The following is a 15,425-nucleotide window of genomic DNA, read 5'->3' on the forward strand; positions in this document are numbered from 1 at the left end:
CCCCGTCGCGACGAGCCTCGACCCGCCACGGAACGACCCAGAAAGCACCTCGTCGCGACGTTGTGATAAGAACGCCGGTCGTGTCTTCCGATGGAGCCATTCAAGGACCGCTCTACGAGATTCGTGGGGCCCTGCTCACGGACGAAGAGCAGATTCTCGCCACGGCGCGTCATCTCAACACGGTGAACCTTCCCCACGAGCGGGAGGGGGTGCAGCAGATCCTCGAGCACTCCGTGAAGAGCATGACGGGCGAGATCCAGGATCCAAAGCGCCGTCAGTACGTGTTCGTGCTCGTCGACCGATCGAAGAACCAGATCATCGGCACGTCGATGGTGTTCGGCCAGCTCGGTCGAAAAGATGCGCCTTACATCTATCTCGACGTGATCGACGAGGAGCGTTACTCGCAGACGCTCGACAAGCATTTCAAGCACACCACGCTCAACATCGCGTACTCGTACGACGGTCCGACGGAGATCGGCGGCCTCGTCCTGCACCCGGACTACCGCCGCGTTCCGGAGCGCCTCGGCACGTTCCTGAGCTACGTGCGCTTCCTCTTCATCAAGATGCACCGCTCCTGGTTCCAGGACGAGGTGCTCGCCGAGCTCCTTCCGCCGCTCGAGAAAGACGGCACCTCGCACCTCTGGGACGCGCTCGGACGTCACTTCATGGAAATGACGTACGCCGAGGCGGACAAGCTCTCGCGCAAGAACAAGGAGTTCATCCGCAGCCTCTTCCCGGAGGGCACCATCTACGCGTCGCTGCTCCCGAGGGCCGCGCAGGACGTCATCGGCAAGGTCGGCGCGCAGACGCGGGGCGTCGAGAAGCTCCTTCGCCGGATTGGCTTCCGCTACGCCGAACGTGTCGACCCCTTCGATGGCGGGCCGCACTTCACGGCCCACACCGACGAGATCACGCTGGTCGAGAACTCGCACCGCGTGAAGATCGAAGGCCTTCTTACGGACGAGACGTCCGAGGCGGCCACGTCGGGTCGTAAGCGTGCGGTGGTGGCCAGCGAGACGTCGGCGCCCCCTTACTTCCACGCCATGCTCGCGCCCTTCGAAGAACGTTCGAAGGGAGTGGGCGCGATCGGCGCGAGCGCGGCCAAGGCGCTCGGTATCGCGCCTGGCGACGAAGCCTGGATCCTTCCGCTCGAGTGAGCGCGTGATGGCGCGGAGCCCCAAGCGTCGTGTCCGGGGGCTCCGTCGTACCGTCGCGATGCCTCGCGCGTCGTACGAAGAGCTCGAGATCCGCGCGGCCGACGGCGTGGCGCTGCGCGCGGTGGTCGACGATCCGCCGGAGGACGTGCCGTTTCGCGGAACGGCCGTCCTCGCGCATGCGATGTTCGCCAACAAGCGCGAGTTCGGTCATCGCGAGCGGCCGGGCCTCGCCCACGCCTTCGGTCAACGAGGCTTTCGAACGATCGCGTTCGACTTCCGGGGCCACGGCGACAGCACCCTCACGTCCGAGCATGCCGAGTGGGGCTACGACGATCTCGTTCGTCTCGACCTCCCCGCCGTGGTCGCATGCGCGAGGGATCGAAGCGAGGACAAGCCCGTCGTCGTCGTGGGGCATTCGCTCGGTGCCCACGTCGCGCTCGCGTCGCAAGGTGCTGGGCTGCTCGCGGCCGACGGCGTTCTTTCCGTCGCGGGCAACGTCTGGCTGCGTGCGCTCGAGCCGTCGCTTCTGCGCTGGGGAGCCAAGGTTGCCGTCACGCGCGCCACGCTCGAAGGCGTCGATCGCATCGGTCATGTCCCAGCGCGCGCACTTCGTCTGGGCAGTGAGAATGCCTCCGCGCGCTACATGCGAGACCTGCTGCGGGTCGTGACCGAAGGGCGCTGGGCAAGCTCCGACGGCAGCGACGATTACTTCGCGAACCTCGCACGTGTCGTGGTCCCCGTGTGCTCCGTCGCGAGCACGGGCGATCTCCTACTCTGCCATCCGGACTGCGCCGATGCGTTCGTGCGTCGATGTCGCGGGCCGGTCGAGAGTTTTCGAATCGCGCAGAGCGAAGACGGCGGTCCTGCGCCCGGTCACATGGAGCTCGTCACGACGGACGCGGCCCGCCGCTCGGTGCTCGCGGCCCTCGATTGGGTGCTCGCTCACGTTCCCCCGCTGACGTGAGCTACGGGTTCACCTGGCCGAGCTGCGGCGGGAAGAAGCGCCGGTAGGGCACGACGAGCGCGAAGAGCGCCGTGACCATGAGCGCGGCGTCCCAGATCACGTTCGTCGGCGAGAGCGCGCCGTAGCCCGCGAGCGCCATGAAATCGAGGGTGACGTAGAGCGGTAGCGCCAGCATCGCGTACCACGCCCAGCGCTCTCCGCGACGGAACGCGGTTGCGCCGACGGCCATCACGAGAATGCCCGCCAAGATAGCGAGCATCCCCGCGAAGCGCACACCTGCCGAGACCAGACGGAGGACGTCGGCATCGAGGACCTCCATGAGCGTCCACGATGGGCCGCCCACGGCCTCGTAGATGCGCGGATCGAAGAAGCGGCCGCGCGCCAGCCAGTAGAGGCCGGCGCTTGCCAGCAGAAATCCGTTCGTGAGCACGAACACCCATGCGGTGCATGCTCGCGCTCGCCGTCGGGCTCCGATGGCCTCTTCCGGAATGTCCGGCGTGGACAGTTCGGCGGTCATCCTCACCGAGGCAAGCATCCGCCGTTCCCGCGGAGGCCCGTCGCGCTCGATTAGCTTCTGCCGTAGACCGGAATCGCGGCTCCGCTCACGTCACGCGACTCGTCCGAGAGGAGGAAGGCGATGACGTTCGAAGCTGACTCGAGCGAGACCCAGCGCGACGGATCGGCGTCGGGCATCGCCGCCCGATTGGCGGGCGTGTCGAGCGTGCTCGGCAGAATTGCGTTCACGCGCACGCCGTGCTCGAGCACCTCTTCCGCGACGGCTTGGGCCATCGTGACGACAGCGCCCTTGGCCGCCGCATAGGCTGCCGCGCCTGCGCTCGTCCACGGACGAGGAACGGCGCGTGAGCCGATGACGACGACGCTGCCAGCCTTCTTCGCGACCATGTCCGGCAAGAGCGCGTGGAGCGCCTGGTAGGCGGTGTCCACGTTCGAGGTCATCATCGTGTCGAAGACCGCATCGTCTTTGGCCTGGTAGAGGGGCGCGCCACCGTCCCAACCACCGGCCACGAGCACGGCGTGCGAGGGCTTGGCGCCGAACGCGTTCTCGATCGTCGCGAGGGCTGCCGGCCACTCGCTCGCCGTCGCGAAGTTTCCGGCGATGCCGATCGCGCGGTCCTGCCCACCGAGCGATTTCACCAGCTCGGCGAGACGGGCCTGATGGCGTGCGGTGTCGAGCAGCGCGAGGCGATAGCCCTTGCCGGCGAGATGCGATGCGAGGGCGCTTCCGAGCGCGCCGGCGCCTCCGGTGATCGCAACGATGGAGTGCTTGGTCATGAGTCGTCACCCAATGCGAACGTTCCGACGATCGGGGTGTGGTCGGAGAGATCTCGGAACAGTCCGTCCTTTTGTCCGAATCGATGAGTACCGGAGAAGTCGAGCCAGCGCAGCTCCCCTCCCGTGAAGACGTGATCGAGGTGCATTCGCATGTTCATGAACCCAGCCGTATGAAAATCGCTCAGGGCCAGTTCGTCCATGCCGCTCTGGAGGGCGAAGGCATCCGTCAGGCCGTTCTGGAGGAGCGTCCGATAGACCGGTGAGCCGGGGAGGGCATTGAAGTCGCCGACCACGACGAAGCGGTCGCTTCGTTTCTCCCGTGTCACGAACTCGACAAGGTTCTTCGCCTCCTCGACCTGGTTCGGACCCCAGCCGAGCCGCCGCGGCTCGAGCCAGAACTCGCGCGACAGCGTCGTCGGCAAGCTCAAGTGGGTGTTGAAGATGTCGAGGTCCGTCCCGCGCTCGTGTTTCACGCGGAGGTGGGCGCAGATCCGGGTCTGTTTGAGCCGTTTGACCGGATGGATGTGCCGATACGTGATGTCGTGCGGCTGACCCGCATTGTGATGGGAGACGTGAAAGTCCCGGTGGGCGATGACGGCGAGCCCGGTCGTGTAGATGGGCGTGGCGCTGAAGCGATACGTGTGGGCCGGGAAGTAGTAAGCCTCGTAAGCGTCTCGCTTGCCGGCGCGCTCCAGTGCCGCATGCAGCATCTTCATCAAGCGCTGCAGTTGCGTTTGGCCATCGACGGTCGGATGCGCCAGGTTCGAGCGCAGCGACGTGGTTTCCACCTCCTGGAGGCAGATGATGTCGGCCAGCGGATCGAGCGAGGACAAGGCCTCGGCAATTCGCTCCATCGCCTTGCCGGTGCTCGCAAGGCCGCGCGTGCCGTGTCCAAAATACCGGACGTTGTATGTGACGACCCGCACGCGGTGCATGGTTCCATCAGTTTAGTGACGCTGAGGCTCTTGGCGACCCCACTCGAACGGTCATCTTGTCGCACGCTGGGTGCGTTAGACTCGGCCCCGTGAGCGACGCACGCTCGAGCCTGGCATCTGTCACGTCTGGCATGAACGTCACACCGACGGTGTGTCTCGTCTCGCCCTTGCGCGAAGGTGGCATGGGGGCTGTCTGGCTCGCCGAGCACACGGGCCTCAAGACGCGCGTGGTCGTGAAGTTCATGCACGAGGGGATGAGCGATAGCTCTCGAGCTCGAACGCGCTTTTCGCGCGAGGCGGCGGCGGCTGCGCAGGTCAAGAGCCCGCACGTGGTGCAGATGCTCGACCACGGCGTGACCGACCTCGGGATCCCCTTCATCGTGATGGAGTACCTGGAGGGACGCGACCTCGGCACCGCCCTCCGCGAGCGAGGCCGCCTCGATCCGACGACGGTGGTGACCATCATCTCGCAGGTCGGCAAGGCGCTCGCGCGCGTCCACGCTGCGGGCCTGCTCCATCGCGACGTCAAACCGGACAACGTGTTCCTGTGCGACGGCGAAGAGGAGATCTTCGTCAAGCTGCTCGATTTTGGCATCGTGAAGCAGCACGCCTCGGAGCCGTCGGAGGAGAGCCTCGACAGCCGAACGCAGACGGGGCAGGTGGTCGGCACGCCCTTCTACATGAGCCCGGAGCAAGTCACGGCCGACAAGGTGACGGACGAGCGAAGCGACCTCTGGGCCCTCGGCGTCGTCACTTACGAATGTCTGACCGGCAAGCGTCCGTTCGACGGACCGACCTTCGGCGCGCTCGCGGTGAAGATCGCGACGGAGACGCCCGCCCGGCCTTCGAGCATCGTCTCCAGCCTGCCGCCCGCCTTCGATGCCTGGTTCGAAAAGGCGTGCGCGCGCGATGCGGCCAGGCGGTTCGCGACGGTCAAAGACCTCGTCGAGGCCCTCCGCGCAGCGTTCGACGGCGTCGTTGCGCTGCCGGCGATGACGGTGATCGACTCGGGGCCGCGCACGCCCGAGTTGGCGCTCGCGCCCACGGTGCAGCGTAACGCCATGGCCTCGGAGGCGTCTTCGGGGCTCGCCCGCACCGAGCCCGGCAACGCTCCGGCGGGCAGTGAACCCAATGCGCGCACGAAGCCTTCTGCCGAGGCCAACGGCGGCAAGGGCTTGCGCGTGATCGGAGTTCTGGCAGTCATCGCGCTCGCGGGCGTCGCTGCCGTTGCCGGTCGACAGCGCACCGCTCAGGAAGTCGAGAAGCGCCCGACGCCCACGCCGTCGGTCACCCACGCGCGCAAATCGACGGCCACGAAGCCGAGCTCCGCGGCCGACGCTCTCCCTTCGGCGAGTGCATCGGCTTCGATCGCGCGCACCGCGCCTTCGGCGAGTGCGAGCAGCGCATCGCCAGTGGCTCCCGCCGCGTCGTCCGTCACTCAAGTCCACGGCGCCCGCGTCACGACCGCGAAGCCTCCGGCCTCGGTCGCTCCTTCGGCCCCGCCAAGCGCCTCGGCAAAGCCTTCCACAACGCCTGCCAACGCCCACGATGATCCGCTGTTCTGAGGGCCGCGCGACGCGCGCCTGCGTTGCGTTCGCGCTGGTGGCCGGCTGGCTGGCGATGGCCAGCATAGCGCACGCTGCGCCGACGGCGCACGAGCCTAGTGCCGGTGATCTGGCCACGGCACGAAGCGCACTCGTCGAGGGCGTCGCCATGCGTGACAAGGGAGACCTCCCTGGCGCTCTCGCTCGCCTCACGACCGCGTGGGATCTCGTGCAGACGCCCGTGACCGGATTCGAGCTCGGAAAAACGCACCTCTTGCAGGGCCGCATCCTGCAAGCCCACGAGCTTTTCAAGAAGGTGGTGCGCATGCCTCCGGCGCTCGAAGAGTCTTCGCGTTCGGCAACCGCACGCGAAGAGTCGGCGCGCGTCGCGGCCGAGATCGAGCCGCGCATTCCGAGCCTGCGCCTGAAACTCACGCTCCCCGAAGGCGCCACGGCGATCGTGAAGCTCGACGACGAGATCATCGCCATGGCCGACACCGTGACGCCGCGCGCGGTCGACCCCGGAAAACACGAGCTCGTCGCGAAAGCGGGCGATGGGCCCGAAGAGCACGTCGTGGTGGTCGTGGCCGAAGGCGAGACGAAGACCGTCGAGCTCGCGCCGCAGTGGGTGATTCCGAAGCCGCCGCCGAAAGATTCCGCCGCGCAGGTGGTTGTCGTCCGTCAGACGAACTCGCTCGTCTTCATCGGTTTCAGTGTGGCCACGGCGGGGCTCGTGCTTTCGAGCTTCTCCGCGCTCATGGCCGTCAACGCGGCCGATCGCGCCAAGGCGCGCTGCGGAAACGACTACTGCCCCGACCACGTTCGCACGGGCGAGATTTCCGAGATGAACTCGTGGGTCGTCGCCACCGTCGCCGGAGGCATCACCGCGCTCGTGTTCGCGGGGATCGGCATCGCCAGCTTGTCGAAGCCGGTCGACCAGAAGGTGATGGCCATCGTTTCGCCGACGAAGGGCGGGGCGATGGCGGGCTTCGAAGGGCGCTTTTGATGGGCGTTCGTGCGCTGCTTCGCGCCACGGTCGTCGGCTCGATCGTCGGGCTCGTCGTGGCCGTGTCGGCGTGCCGGACGTTCGAGCTGCCGTCGGAGACCTGTCACGGCTCGGCCATCAACGGCAGAACGACGGCACCGGGCTCTTCGGACCTCGATCCCACGTGCTCGCGCTGTGTCGAAGATGCGTGCTGCGACGATGTCGGTCGCTGCGAGGCGGAGGGCGGCTGCTCGGAGACCGTCTCCAAGGCACATGCGTGCGTCCTCGCCGATCCGGCGCGTGCCGCCGAGCGCGAGTCTTCGTGCACCCAGGGCCTCGTGCCCGGCTCGCGCGCGGCCTACGCGTACGCGTGCATGCGTCAGAAATGCGGTGGGCAGTGCGCGCTTCCCGTGTGCGAAGTCGACCCGTCCGCGTCGCTCATCGTCACGAGCTCGTGTGACAAGTGCATTGCCGGCGCGTGCTGCGGGCAGCTCAACGCGTGCTACGGCAATCGCACCTGCAAGCTGACGTTCGAATGCATCGTCACGCACTGTCCGGCCGACGTTGCCAAGTCTCCTGGGGCTCTCGACGTCGCGACGTCGACCGCTTGCTCGGGTCATCCGGCGATGCCCGAGGGGGCCGTTTCGTCGTGCGTGGCGCAATGTTTCGCCGAGTTTTCGACGCATCCACAGGGCGCTCCCACCGATCCGAGCGAGGAAGCTTCCTGCCTCGCAGCGAAGACTTACGCATGTGCGACGGGGGCCGGCTGCGCGGCCGCCTGCAGCCCCGACGGGGGATGAGACGGCCGGCAAATCGCCCGTTCGCGTTTCGCGTGCTAGTTTTTCGGGCGTGAGCCTTCGACTTGCTTGGGCACCTGTCGTGTTCGGCGCGCTGGGCGTCACCGCCGTCATCGCCGTCATCGCCGTCTCGGCCTGCTCGCAAACGACGCCGCCTGCCGACGAGCCGTCGGACGACCAAACGACGACGTCGAAGCCCACGAAGGACGGCGGGTCGGGCAACAACGGCGGTCAGATCCCGACCACGCCGGGCAAAGATGCATCGGCCGACTCGGGCGTCTGCAAGACCACGCCTCCGACCAATCGCTGTGGGCTCGTGCCTCAGTGCGGGTGTGGAACGAACGAGACGTGCGACGTCACGAACCCGCAAACCGGGGCGACGTCGTGCCTGACGGCGGGCAACATGACCCTCGGCAGGCCCTGCTCGCAGAGCGGCCAGTGCGTCCAAGGTTTGGCGTGCGTGTTCGGTGCGTGTCGTCCGTATTGCGAATCGCCGACGTCGAAATGCACCGCTCCCGGCACCGACTTCTGCATGTCGATCGCCGACAAAGGGTCGCCGAACCCCGACCTCGCTGTCTGCTCGATCACGTGTGATCCTCGGATGCCCCAGGCCGTGTGCGGGCAGAACACCTGCATCTGGTTTCCGAAGGAGTACATCCCGGCGAAGTTCACCGACTGCAACGCGCCGGGGCCGGGCGTCCAATACGACCTCTGCAACTCGGTCTACGACTGCGGTCCGGGGCTGGCCTGCGTGATGCATCCGACGCAAGGCCAGGAATGCGAACGCTGGTGTCGTCTCGGCCAGGTCGGCGATTGCGGGATCGGCCTCACCTGCAAAGACGCGTTCGGTAGCGACGCCCCCACCATCGACGGCATCAAGCTCGGCGTTTGCCAGGACTGAACGGGCGCGGCGCCTGCACGGCCTGGCCTGCGGCGCCTCGCTCCGTTGACTTGTCGGATGACCATCATATGATGGCCGTAATCGTCTTCGTGGGGGCGTCTCCGGCAAGTTGAGGTCGAGTCATGGCACATTCGCTCCACACGACGTCCCGAGGTGAAGGCCAGCCCGTCGTCATGCTCCACAGCGGTGGCATGTCCTCGCGGCAGTGGAAGAAGCTCGGCGACGTCCTGGCGACCTCGCACCGCGTAGTGGCGCCCGATTTCCTGGGGTCGGGCTCGAACCCGCCGTGGCCCGAGGGCGAGCGATTCGACTTCACGATGGACGTCGAGGCCGTCGCGAAGATCGTCGGCGAGCTCGGTCAGCCCGTCCATCTCGTCGGACACTCGTACGGCGGCCTCGTGGCGATGACGCTCGCGCGCCGGTCGCCGGGATCGGTTCGGTCGGTCGCCGTCTACGACCCCGTCGCGTTCGGCGTTCTTCATGCCGCGAACGACGTCGAAGGGCTCACGGATCTGGCGAGGAACGACAAACCGATCTTCTTCGACCTCGAGCGTGGCGGCAGTGACGCGTGGTTCGAAGTCTTCGTCGACTATTGGAACGGCCCGGGGAGCTGGCGCGCCATGCCGGAGCCCGCGCGCCAGAGTTTCTTGCAGGTCGGTCGCAAGGTGTTCTTCGAGGTCTACTCGCTGCTCCAAGATCGAACCGCGGCGTCGGCCTACGCACCGATCGAGGCGCCGGCCCTGCTGCTCACGGGCGAAGCGTCACCGGCGGCCGCCAAGCGCGTCGCGGCCCGGCTTGCCGATTCCATGCCCCACGGGCGACTCGTTCAGATCTCCGGCGCGGGCCACATGGGCCCCATCACGCACGGAGCCGCGGTGAACGAGGCCATTCGAGAACACGTCGCGTCGGCCTCGTGATCAGCGGCGCGCGTTCGTTGCCAGGGCGGCGGCGGCGAGGTTCGCGAGGGCTCGAACGAGCGCCAGGTCGTCGGGTCGGACGATCTCCGGCGTGGTGAGACTGTCGGCATAGAGAACGCCGATGACACCCGTACCGGGGTCGATCGGAACGCACACGGCCGACCGAATCCCGGCGTCGTCGTCGACGTTGCCCGGAAGGGTCTTGTCGCGGCCCAGATCGGCAAACGACGTCTGGCTTCCGTGGGCGAACACCCAGTCGACGACGCGCTGGCTGTACGGGGCTCGCGCTCCGCCGAGGAACGTTTTGACGACCCTCGCGACCGGCTTGGCCGAAGCGGAGGTTCGCGTGAGCAGCGCGAGGCGATCGACGTCGACGACCTGCGCCGCGAGCACGACCAGCTCTTCGAGCAGGCGGTCGATGGGCAAGCTCGCGGTCAGGAGCTCACTGGCGCGGATGAGGACGAAGAGCTTGTCCTTGTAGCGCTCGTCGACGGCCGGGGCCCCTGCGGCTGGGGTCAGGTTGCGCCCGCGCTTGCTCGCGATGGCGTCGACCGCGAAGGGCGAGGGGAGCGTCTGAGCCGAGCCGGAGTTCAGGGTGCGCGGCACGTGCGAGGTCGCGCTTTCGACGAGGAACGTAATGTCCCCGCAGCGAAATGAGTCACCGTCGGCGAGGGTGACCTCCTGGACGCGATTTCCGCCGTAGAAGACGCCGTTCTTGCTCGCGAGGTCGGTGATGCGCACTGTGGTGCCGTCGCAATCCACCTGGGCGTGCTTCCGCGACAAGCTCTTGTGGAGGCAGAAAACCTCGTTGTCCTTCGTGCGCCCAATGGTCACAGTACCGATGGGGAGCGGGAAGGATTGCTCCCCGGCGATTCCGGGGTTCACGACAAGCGACAGCACGGGAGCCGAGCCTATACCACCGAGTTCCCCTCGCTCCCTGAGCTTTGGGCCTGAGGTTTGGGGGGCCGAACCTCGGAAGTCGCGGCGAAAATCGTGCCCGCCGGGGTTGACCCGCTTCACAGTCCCGGGGAAACTGCAACGCGTTCGGCCCTCCAGGCCGATCATCTAGGAGGTCACGGTCAACTCATGTCGATGGGTCGCCCCCGTTTCGATCCGCGCCAGCCGCAGCGCCAGTTCCAGATCCGAGTCAATCACCGCATCCGCGTGCCGGAGGTGCGCGTCATCGACGCGAACGGCGAGATGCTTGGTGTGCTCTCTACGCACGAGGCGCTGAGGCGCGCGCAGGAACTAGGGCTCGACCTCGTCGAGGTGAACCCGAAGGCCGAGCCGCCGGTTTGCAAAATCCTCGACTTCGGAAAGTACAAGTACGAGGAGAAGAAGAAGGCCGGCGAAGCGAAGCGCAAGCAGACGGTCGTCCAGATCAAGGAGATCAAACTCCGCCCGAAGACGGACGATCACGACATTGCGTTCAAAACCAACGCAGCCCGCCGCTTCCTCGAGGCCGGTCACAAGGTGAAATTCACGGTTCGCTTCCGCGGCCGTGAGATCACCCACCCCGAGAAGGCGCAGGAGCAGCTCACGGTTCTCATCCAGGGCATCGAGGACATCGCCAACGTCGAAACGCGCGCCATGATGGAAGCGCGTGCGATGAGCGTCCTCGTCGCGCCGAAGCCCGCCATCATGCAGAAGGTGGCGCAAGCGAAGGCGCAACGCGAGAAGGAGCGCCAGCAGGCCGAGAAGGAAGGCCGCGAACTTCCGCCGGAGCCCGAGTCGCTGCCGGACGTCGAGGACGAGGACGACGAGGACGACGACGAGGACTGAGCCGCAACGCGAGCGCGGGCCATGCCCAACCCTCGCGTAAGCTTGTCTCGTTCTCGCCTCGTACTCGCGCTTCCGTTCGTGATTGGCGCGGCTGCCGTTCGATTGGCAGTCGCGCCCATGGGCGATGCGCTCGCGCGGCAAGCGAGCGCTCTCGCCAGTTGGTTGTCGGTACCGGCGCCTCGCGCGGGGCAGGCGCCGGCTGTTTCGAGTCGTGATGACGAAGGCTCCGGTGAGGCTGGACCGGAGCCTGCGTCGACCTTGCCGAGTCTGCCCGGCCCCGTGAAACGCGAGCGACGCACCCGGCAGGCCGGGAACGTCGCGAACGAAGCCGCCGCTCTCGCCGCTCCCCCCGCAGGTGGGTCGGCGGGAACGATTGCCGTGCCCGCAACGCTGGTTGCGCGCGCCCTCGAACGCAAAGACGTGGGCGCCACGAATGCGACCGCCGCGGACGGGACGCCGCTCGGTGCGCGTCTGCGAGGCGTCGGCAAGTACCGCGCGGGCCTACGCGACGGCGACGTCGTCGTGATGGTCGAAGGCGTGGCGACGCCCACTGTCGAAGCAATGGTCATGCAGGCCATGCGTGCGGCGAGTGCAGGGGTCACGCGACTTTCAGGACGCATTCGCCGTGGCGAGGCGACGTACGACGTGGTCCTCGAGCTGCCGCGTTGAGGCGCTTTTTGCCTCTTAACGCAGGCGCTTCGTGCGCAGATACTTGCAGAATGAAACTTCGGTTCGCGCTCGCGTCGCTTGCCACCCTGGCGCTCGTGTTCGGTTCGTCCACGGCGTCGGCAACGCTCACGTCGAGCGAGAAGGGGCAGATCAAGGACTTCGTCGCCTCGGCACGCACGGCCGATGCTGGGCGTGTTCGCTCGCTCGTGGCGCGAACCGATTTGGCGCCCGAAGAATCCGTGGCGGTTCTCAGCGAGGCTCTCACACAACTAGCCTTCACCGAGCAGCGGGCCGTGTTCCTACGCGAGCTCGTTTTCGGTGGGGCTTCGGCACCCTCGCGGCCGCTCGTCGCGCACGTGGTCGTGAAGAGCCTGCTTGCCCGTGCCGACGCCATCCACCAGAAGTACGCCTTGGGGCTCGATCGCGAGCCGCGCGCCCTGGCCGAGCTCACTTCGATCTACGCGTTCATCGATGGGACGATCGCCAACGCCGGCAAGCCGACGCTCGCCACGCACGATCCCAGCGCGGGTATTCCGTCGGCCACGTACGAGGAATGTTCGAAGGCGCTTCGTGACCATGTCGAGCACAACGCTCGCTGGCTCAAAGGCGATGCGGCCGTGCCGGACACGGTCGCTCGCACGCGCGCGCAGGCGCACCTCGCGCTCTTCGACATGCTCCCCGACGGGCTCACGCGCCGCGTGGACGCGGCCGATCGACTCGCTCTCAAAGGAGCGCGCCGGCAGATGCTCATCGAGTGGGGGATTCTGTTCGAAGACGGCGGAAAGCTCGAAGACGGCAAGGTCGAGCGCGTTCGTCAGCTGCTTGCCAAGCTAGGCTCCGTCCGCGGCGAGATCGAGGCGATTGCTTCGATCGACGATCCGCTACCGCTGACGGGACGCGGGCCGATCGTACAAGCGCCGCGCGACGAGGCGAATCCGTTCGGCGACGAGGTCACGCCCGGAACCTTCGATGGGCCGACGTCGGCCATCTCGCATTCGCTCGCCGTGATGGTGGCGAAGAAGGCGCTCGATGCGAAGAGCGATCTTCGCGCGCGTGCCGAGAAGGACGTCGTTGCAGCGTCCGGCGATCCGATGCGCATTCTCGGCAGGCCCCTCGCGCCGAGCGTGGAGCACGTGGTCGGAGCGGCCGTGCATCTCTTGCTCGTCGACGCGCCTCGCGCCGTGGATCTCGCGTTCGTCCGATTGCTCGATGCCCGGCCGGAGAGTGCCGCGTTGCTCTCCGACGCGATGGGAACGCTCGATGGAATCTCGGCGCCGGTGACCGCTCTCAAGCTCGCGCCCTACGGAGCGGCGACGGGCTTCACACTCGAGGGGCACGCTTGGTCGATGGATCGAACGGGGCCGGCCCTCGCGGTGACCGGCGCGTCGCGCGATGGGAAGCTCGTGTCGCTCGCGTTCTTGTCGACGGCGAAGACGCCGCTCAAGGAGGCCGCGTCGTGGTCGGAGGGCGGGCTCTCGTTCTCCAAGCTACACGGCACTCCGCGCGCAGGTCTCGTTCCGGCGAGCGCGAAGGAGGGCCTCACCGTGAAGCTCGCGGGAACGGGCACGAAGGGCTACGACGTCATCGTCACGCGCGCGCCTTCGGACGACGTGCTGCTCGAAGGCGATCTCACCGTGAGCTCGGCGCCGGGCGGCATCGTGTTCCGCGCAGCTTCGGGGCGGGACGCGGTGAAGGGCGGCATGCTGCTCGTGACGCCGTCGGGGCGAGTGGCGATGGTCACCACCGACGACGCGGGGGCCGAGGCGCCTCTCTCGGCGCCGATCGAGCCTCCGCCCGCGATGCCGGTCCACGTTCGGATCGCCGTCAAAGGCACGAAGGTCGAGGCGACGGTGGGCAAGACCAAGCTCGAGGGCACGCTTCCCGCCGGCCTGGCGAAGGGCGACATCGGCTTCGTCGCCAAGCGTGGTGCCAACGTCGAATTTGCCGGCTTTTCCCTTCGCAAGCCATAGCTCCGAAGCCCCTCAGAACGACCGGGGTTCGTGAAAAGTTTGCGACATAGCTGAGCTTTTGGCGACCGACGGTCGTTTTCTCCTGCCGCAAATTGGTCCGCGGAGGTGAGTGGGTGGGACACTTGCCTACATGGATCTTTGGCCGATCGTCGGGGGGGCGATCTTCGCAACCCTCGTTGTCGGCTGTGGAGGAGGAGACGCTCCCAACGGCGCCTCGTCGTCGCACGCTCAGCCGTCGCCGAACCAGGCGATGCCGGTCGAGACTGCGGAGACGAGCGTGGGGATTGGCGTGCGAGGCGCATCTGCGCCCGAGCCCCCGCTCCGGATCATCGTGGGTGGCGACCTGCTCCCGCATCGGCCCAGCCTGATCTCCCCCGCGGCGATCGGAAATGCGCTAGCGCCGCTTGGCTCGCTGTTCGGCAAGGCGGACGCCGCTATCGCCAACTACGAAGCGGCGACGGGCGAGGTCGGCGACAAGACGGAGCGGCTTGCCTACGCCGCTCCGCGCGGCTGGCTCTCGGCGCTCCACGACGCCGGGCTCAAAGGCGTGACGGTCGCGAACAACCATACGTGCGACCTCGGCGAGTCCGGACTTTCGGCGACGCTCGAGGCGGCGCCCGCGAGCGGCATGCTCGCGCTCGGCGGTGACGCTCGCGACCCTTGGGCCCCTCAAGTTCTCGCGATGCGCGGCGGCCACACGGTCTGCGCCGTGGCGTGGACGACGCTCATGAACTCGCAGGGCGGCTGCGCGCGCTCCAAGCAGCTCGCCGTGGCTCCTCCCGGGCGCGTGGGCAACGCCAAGATCGATCGCGCCATTGCCCGATCGCTCGCCGAGTGCGACGCGACCGTCGCCATCTTCCACGGCGGTCAGGAATACGTTCCGCAGACGAGCACGATTCTCGAACAGGCCAAGCACGCCGCCGATAGCGGCGCGGACGCCGTCATCATTCATCACCCCCACGTGGCGTCGCCCGTCGTCGTCCACGAGACGCGTGACGGCCGCAAGGTCCCGATCTTCGCCTCCGTCGGCAACCTCGCCACGAATCAGGGCGAGTCGTGGAAGCCCTCCATGTTCCCGGTCATGCGGACGAACCGTCGACTCGTGTGCGTCAACGGCTGGACGCGCCTCGGCGTGCTCGCCGATCTCGCCTTCTCGTTCTCGGACGATTCGGTGCGACTCGACTGGGGCTTCCACCTCTCGTGGACCGACAACCAGCATGCGCAGGACCGCAAGGTCGCCGTGCCCAAAATCGAGACGCGGCTCCTCGATCCGACGGCGGATCGGGTGATCATCGATCGCTTGAAGGAAGACACCGCCGGCCCCAACGCCCTCTTCTCCGATCCGTGCTGGTTCGAGCGCGCCGGAGCGAACGACGCGCGTTGCTCGGCAACGTTCGCCCACACGTCGCGCTTCTCCGAAGCCGCTGCGATGGTCGAACCCGTCGGCAAGTCGCCCGCCGCCAAAGCCAAGAAGCCCAGTCACAAGCGCTCGCCTCGACGCTGACGCGGTC

Annotated in this window: 15 protein-coding genes; 11 read left to right on the forward strand and 4 right to left on the reverse strand. The window is 67.2% G+C overall.

Translation table 11 applies throughout. From position 1 onward, the window contains the following. Nucleotides 1–80: 80 nt before the first annotated feature. Together AKJ09_RS21250 and AKJ09_RS21255 are read left to right on the forward strand one after the other, a co-directional pair. Complete coding sequence (locus AKJ09_RS21250; RefSeq protein ID WP_240488542.1) at nucleotides 81–1,157, forward strand: arginine N-succinyltransferase; 1,077 nt, start codon at nucleotides 81–83, stop codon at nucleotides 1,155–1,157. Nucleotides 1,158–1,164: 7 nt separating this feature from the next. After that, on the forward strand, nucleotides 1,165–2,121 hold the full coding sequence (locus AKJ09_RS21255) for an alpha/beta fold hydrolase (RefSeq protein ID WP_146649035.1): 957 nt from the start codon (nucleotides 1,165–1,167) through the stop codon (nucleotides 2,119–2,121). A 1-nt stretch (nucleotide 2,122) separates the two neighbouring features. On the opposite strand, the gene AKJ09_RS21260 is transcribed toward AKJ09_RS21255, so the two are convergent. The 3 genes from AKJ09_RS21260 to AKJ09_RS21270 are packed head-to-tail and all read right to left on the reverse strand — an operon-like array spanning nucleotide 2,123 to nucleotide 4,349. Next, nucleotides 2,123–2,638 (reverse strand): hypothetical protein, encoded by a 516-nt coding sequence (locus tag AKJ09_RS21260; RefSeq protein ID WP_146649036.1) that lies wholly within the window; start codon nucleotides 2,636–2,638, stop codon nucleotides 2,123–2,125. A gap of 50 nt (nucleotides 2,639–2,688) precedes the next feature. Continuing rightward, nucleotides 2,689–3,414, reverse strand: a complete 726-nt coding sequence (locus tag AKJ09_RS21265) for an SDR family NAD(P)-dependent oxidoreductase (protein WP_146649037.1) — start codon at nucleotides 3,412–3,414, stop codon at nucleotides 2,689–2,691. Then, nucleotides 3,411–4,349 (reverse strand): endonuclease/exonuclease/phosphatase family protein, encoded by a 939-nt coding sequence (locus AKJ09_RS21270; RefSeq protein WP_146649038.1) that lies wholly within the window; start codon nucleotides 4,347–4,349, stop codon nucleotides 3,411–3,413. Before AKJ09_RS21270 ends, AKJ09_RS21265 begins: the two co-directional genes overlap by 4 nt. A gap of 131 nt (nucleotides 4,350–4,480) precedes the next feature. Here AKJ09_RS21270 and AKJ09_RS21275 point away from each other — a divergent pair, with 131 nt between their 5' ends. The 5 genes from AKJ09_RS21275 to AKJ09_RS21295 all read left to right on the forward strand — a co-directional run bounded on the left by AKJ09_RS21275 (nucleotide 4,481) and on the right by AKJ09_RS21295 (nucleotide 9,493). Next, nucleotides 4,481–5,914, forward strand: a complete 1,434-nt coding sequence (locus AKJ09_RS21275) for a serine/threonine-protein kinase (RefSeq protein WP_169927719.1) — start codon at nucleotides 4,481–4,483, stop codon at nucleotides 5,912–5,914. Further along, nucleotides 5,898–6,899, forward strand: a complete 1,002-nt coding sequence (locus AKJ09_RS21280; protein WP_146649040.1) for a hypothetical protein — start codon at nucleotides 5,898–5,900, stop codon at nucleotides 6,897–6,899. The genes AKJ09_RS21275 and AKJ09_RS21280 overlap by 17 nt, the downstream gene beginning before the upstream one ends. Further along, a complete protein-coding gene (locus AKJ09_RS21285; protein ID WP_146649041.1) occupies nucleotides 6,899–7,678 on the forward strand; it encodes a hypothetical protein in 780 nt (259 codons plus the stop codon). Before AKJ09_RS21280 ends, AKJ09_RS21285 begins: the two co-directional genes overlap by 1 nt. Before the next feature lie 49 nt (nucleotides 7,679–7,727). Further along, nucleotides 7,728–8,576: a hypothetical protein gene (locus tag AKJ09_RS21290; RefSeq protein WP_146649042.1), complete on the forward strand. Its 849-nt coding sequence runs from the start codon at nucleotides 7,728–7,730 to the stop codon at nucleotides 8,574–8,576. Nucleotides 8,577–8,698: 122 nt separating this feature from the next. After that, entirely contained in the window at nucleotides 8,699–9,493 is a 795-nt protein-coding gene (locus tag AKJ09_RS21295) for an alpha/beta fold hydrolase (protein WP_146649043.1), read from the forward strand. Here the strand turns inward: AKJ09_RS21295 and AKJ09_RS21300 are convergent, their stop codons facing one another. Continuing rightward, nucleotides 9,494–10,393, reverse strand: a complete 900-nt coding sequence (locus AKJ09_RS21300; protein ID WP_169927720.1) for an FHA domain-containing protein — start codon at nucleotides 10,391–10,393, stop codon at nucleotides 9,494–9,496. A 192-nt stretch (nucleotides 10,394–10,585) separates the two neighbouring features. On the opposite strand from AKJ09_RS21300, the gene infC reads away from it, so the two are divergent. From infC to AKJ09_RS21320, 4 genes are all read left to right on the forward strand, one after another. Continuing rightward, entirely contained in the window at nucleotides 10,586–11,275 is a 690-nt protein-coding gene (infC, locus tag AKJ09_RS21305) for a translation initiation factor IF-3 (RefSeq protein WP_146649045.1), read from the forward strand. Between the two features lie 42 nt (nucleotides 11,276–11,317). Further along, a complete protein-coding gene (locus AKJ09_RS21310) occupies nucleotides 11,318–11,944 on the forward strand; it encodes a hypothetical protein (RefSeq protein WP_146649046.1) in 627 nt (208 codons plus the stop codon). Between the two features lie 50 nt (nucleotides 11,945–11,994). Further along, on the forward strand, nucleotides 11,995–13,914 hold the full coding sequence (locus AKJ09_RS21315) for a hypothetical protein (protein ID WP_146649047.1): 1,920 nt from the start codon (nucleotides 11,995–11,997) through the stop codon (nucleotides 13,912–13,914). Nucleotides 13,915–14,044: 130 nt separating this feature from the next. Next, entirely contained in the window at nucleotides 14,045–15,418 is a 1,374-nt protein-coding gene (locus AKJ09_RS21320; RefSeq protein WP_146649048.1) for a CapA family protein, read from the forward strand. Nucleotides 15,419–15,425 lie beyond the last annotated feature (7 nt).

Origin of the sequence: Labilithrix luteola (genome assembly GCF_001263205.1) — a bacterium.
GTDB classification, from domain to species: Bacteria; Myxococcota_A; Polyangia; order Polyangiales; family Polyangiaceae; genus Labilithrix; species Labilithrix luteola.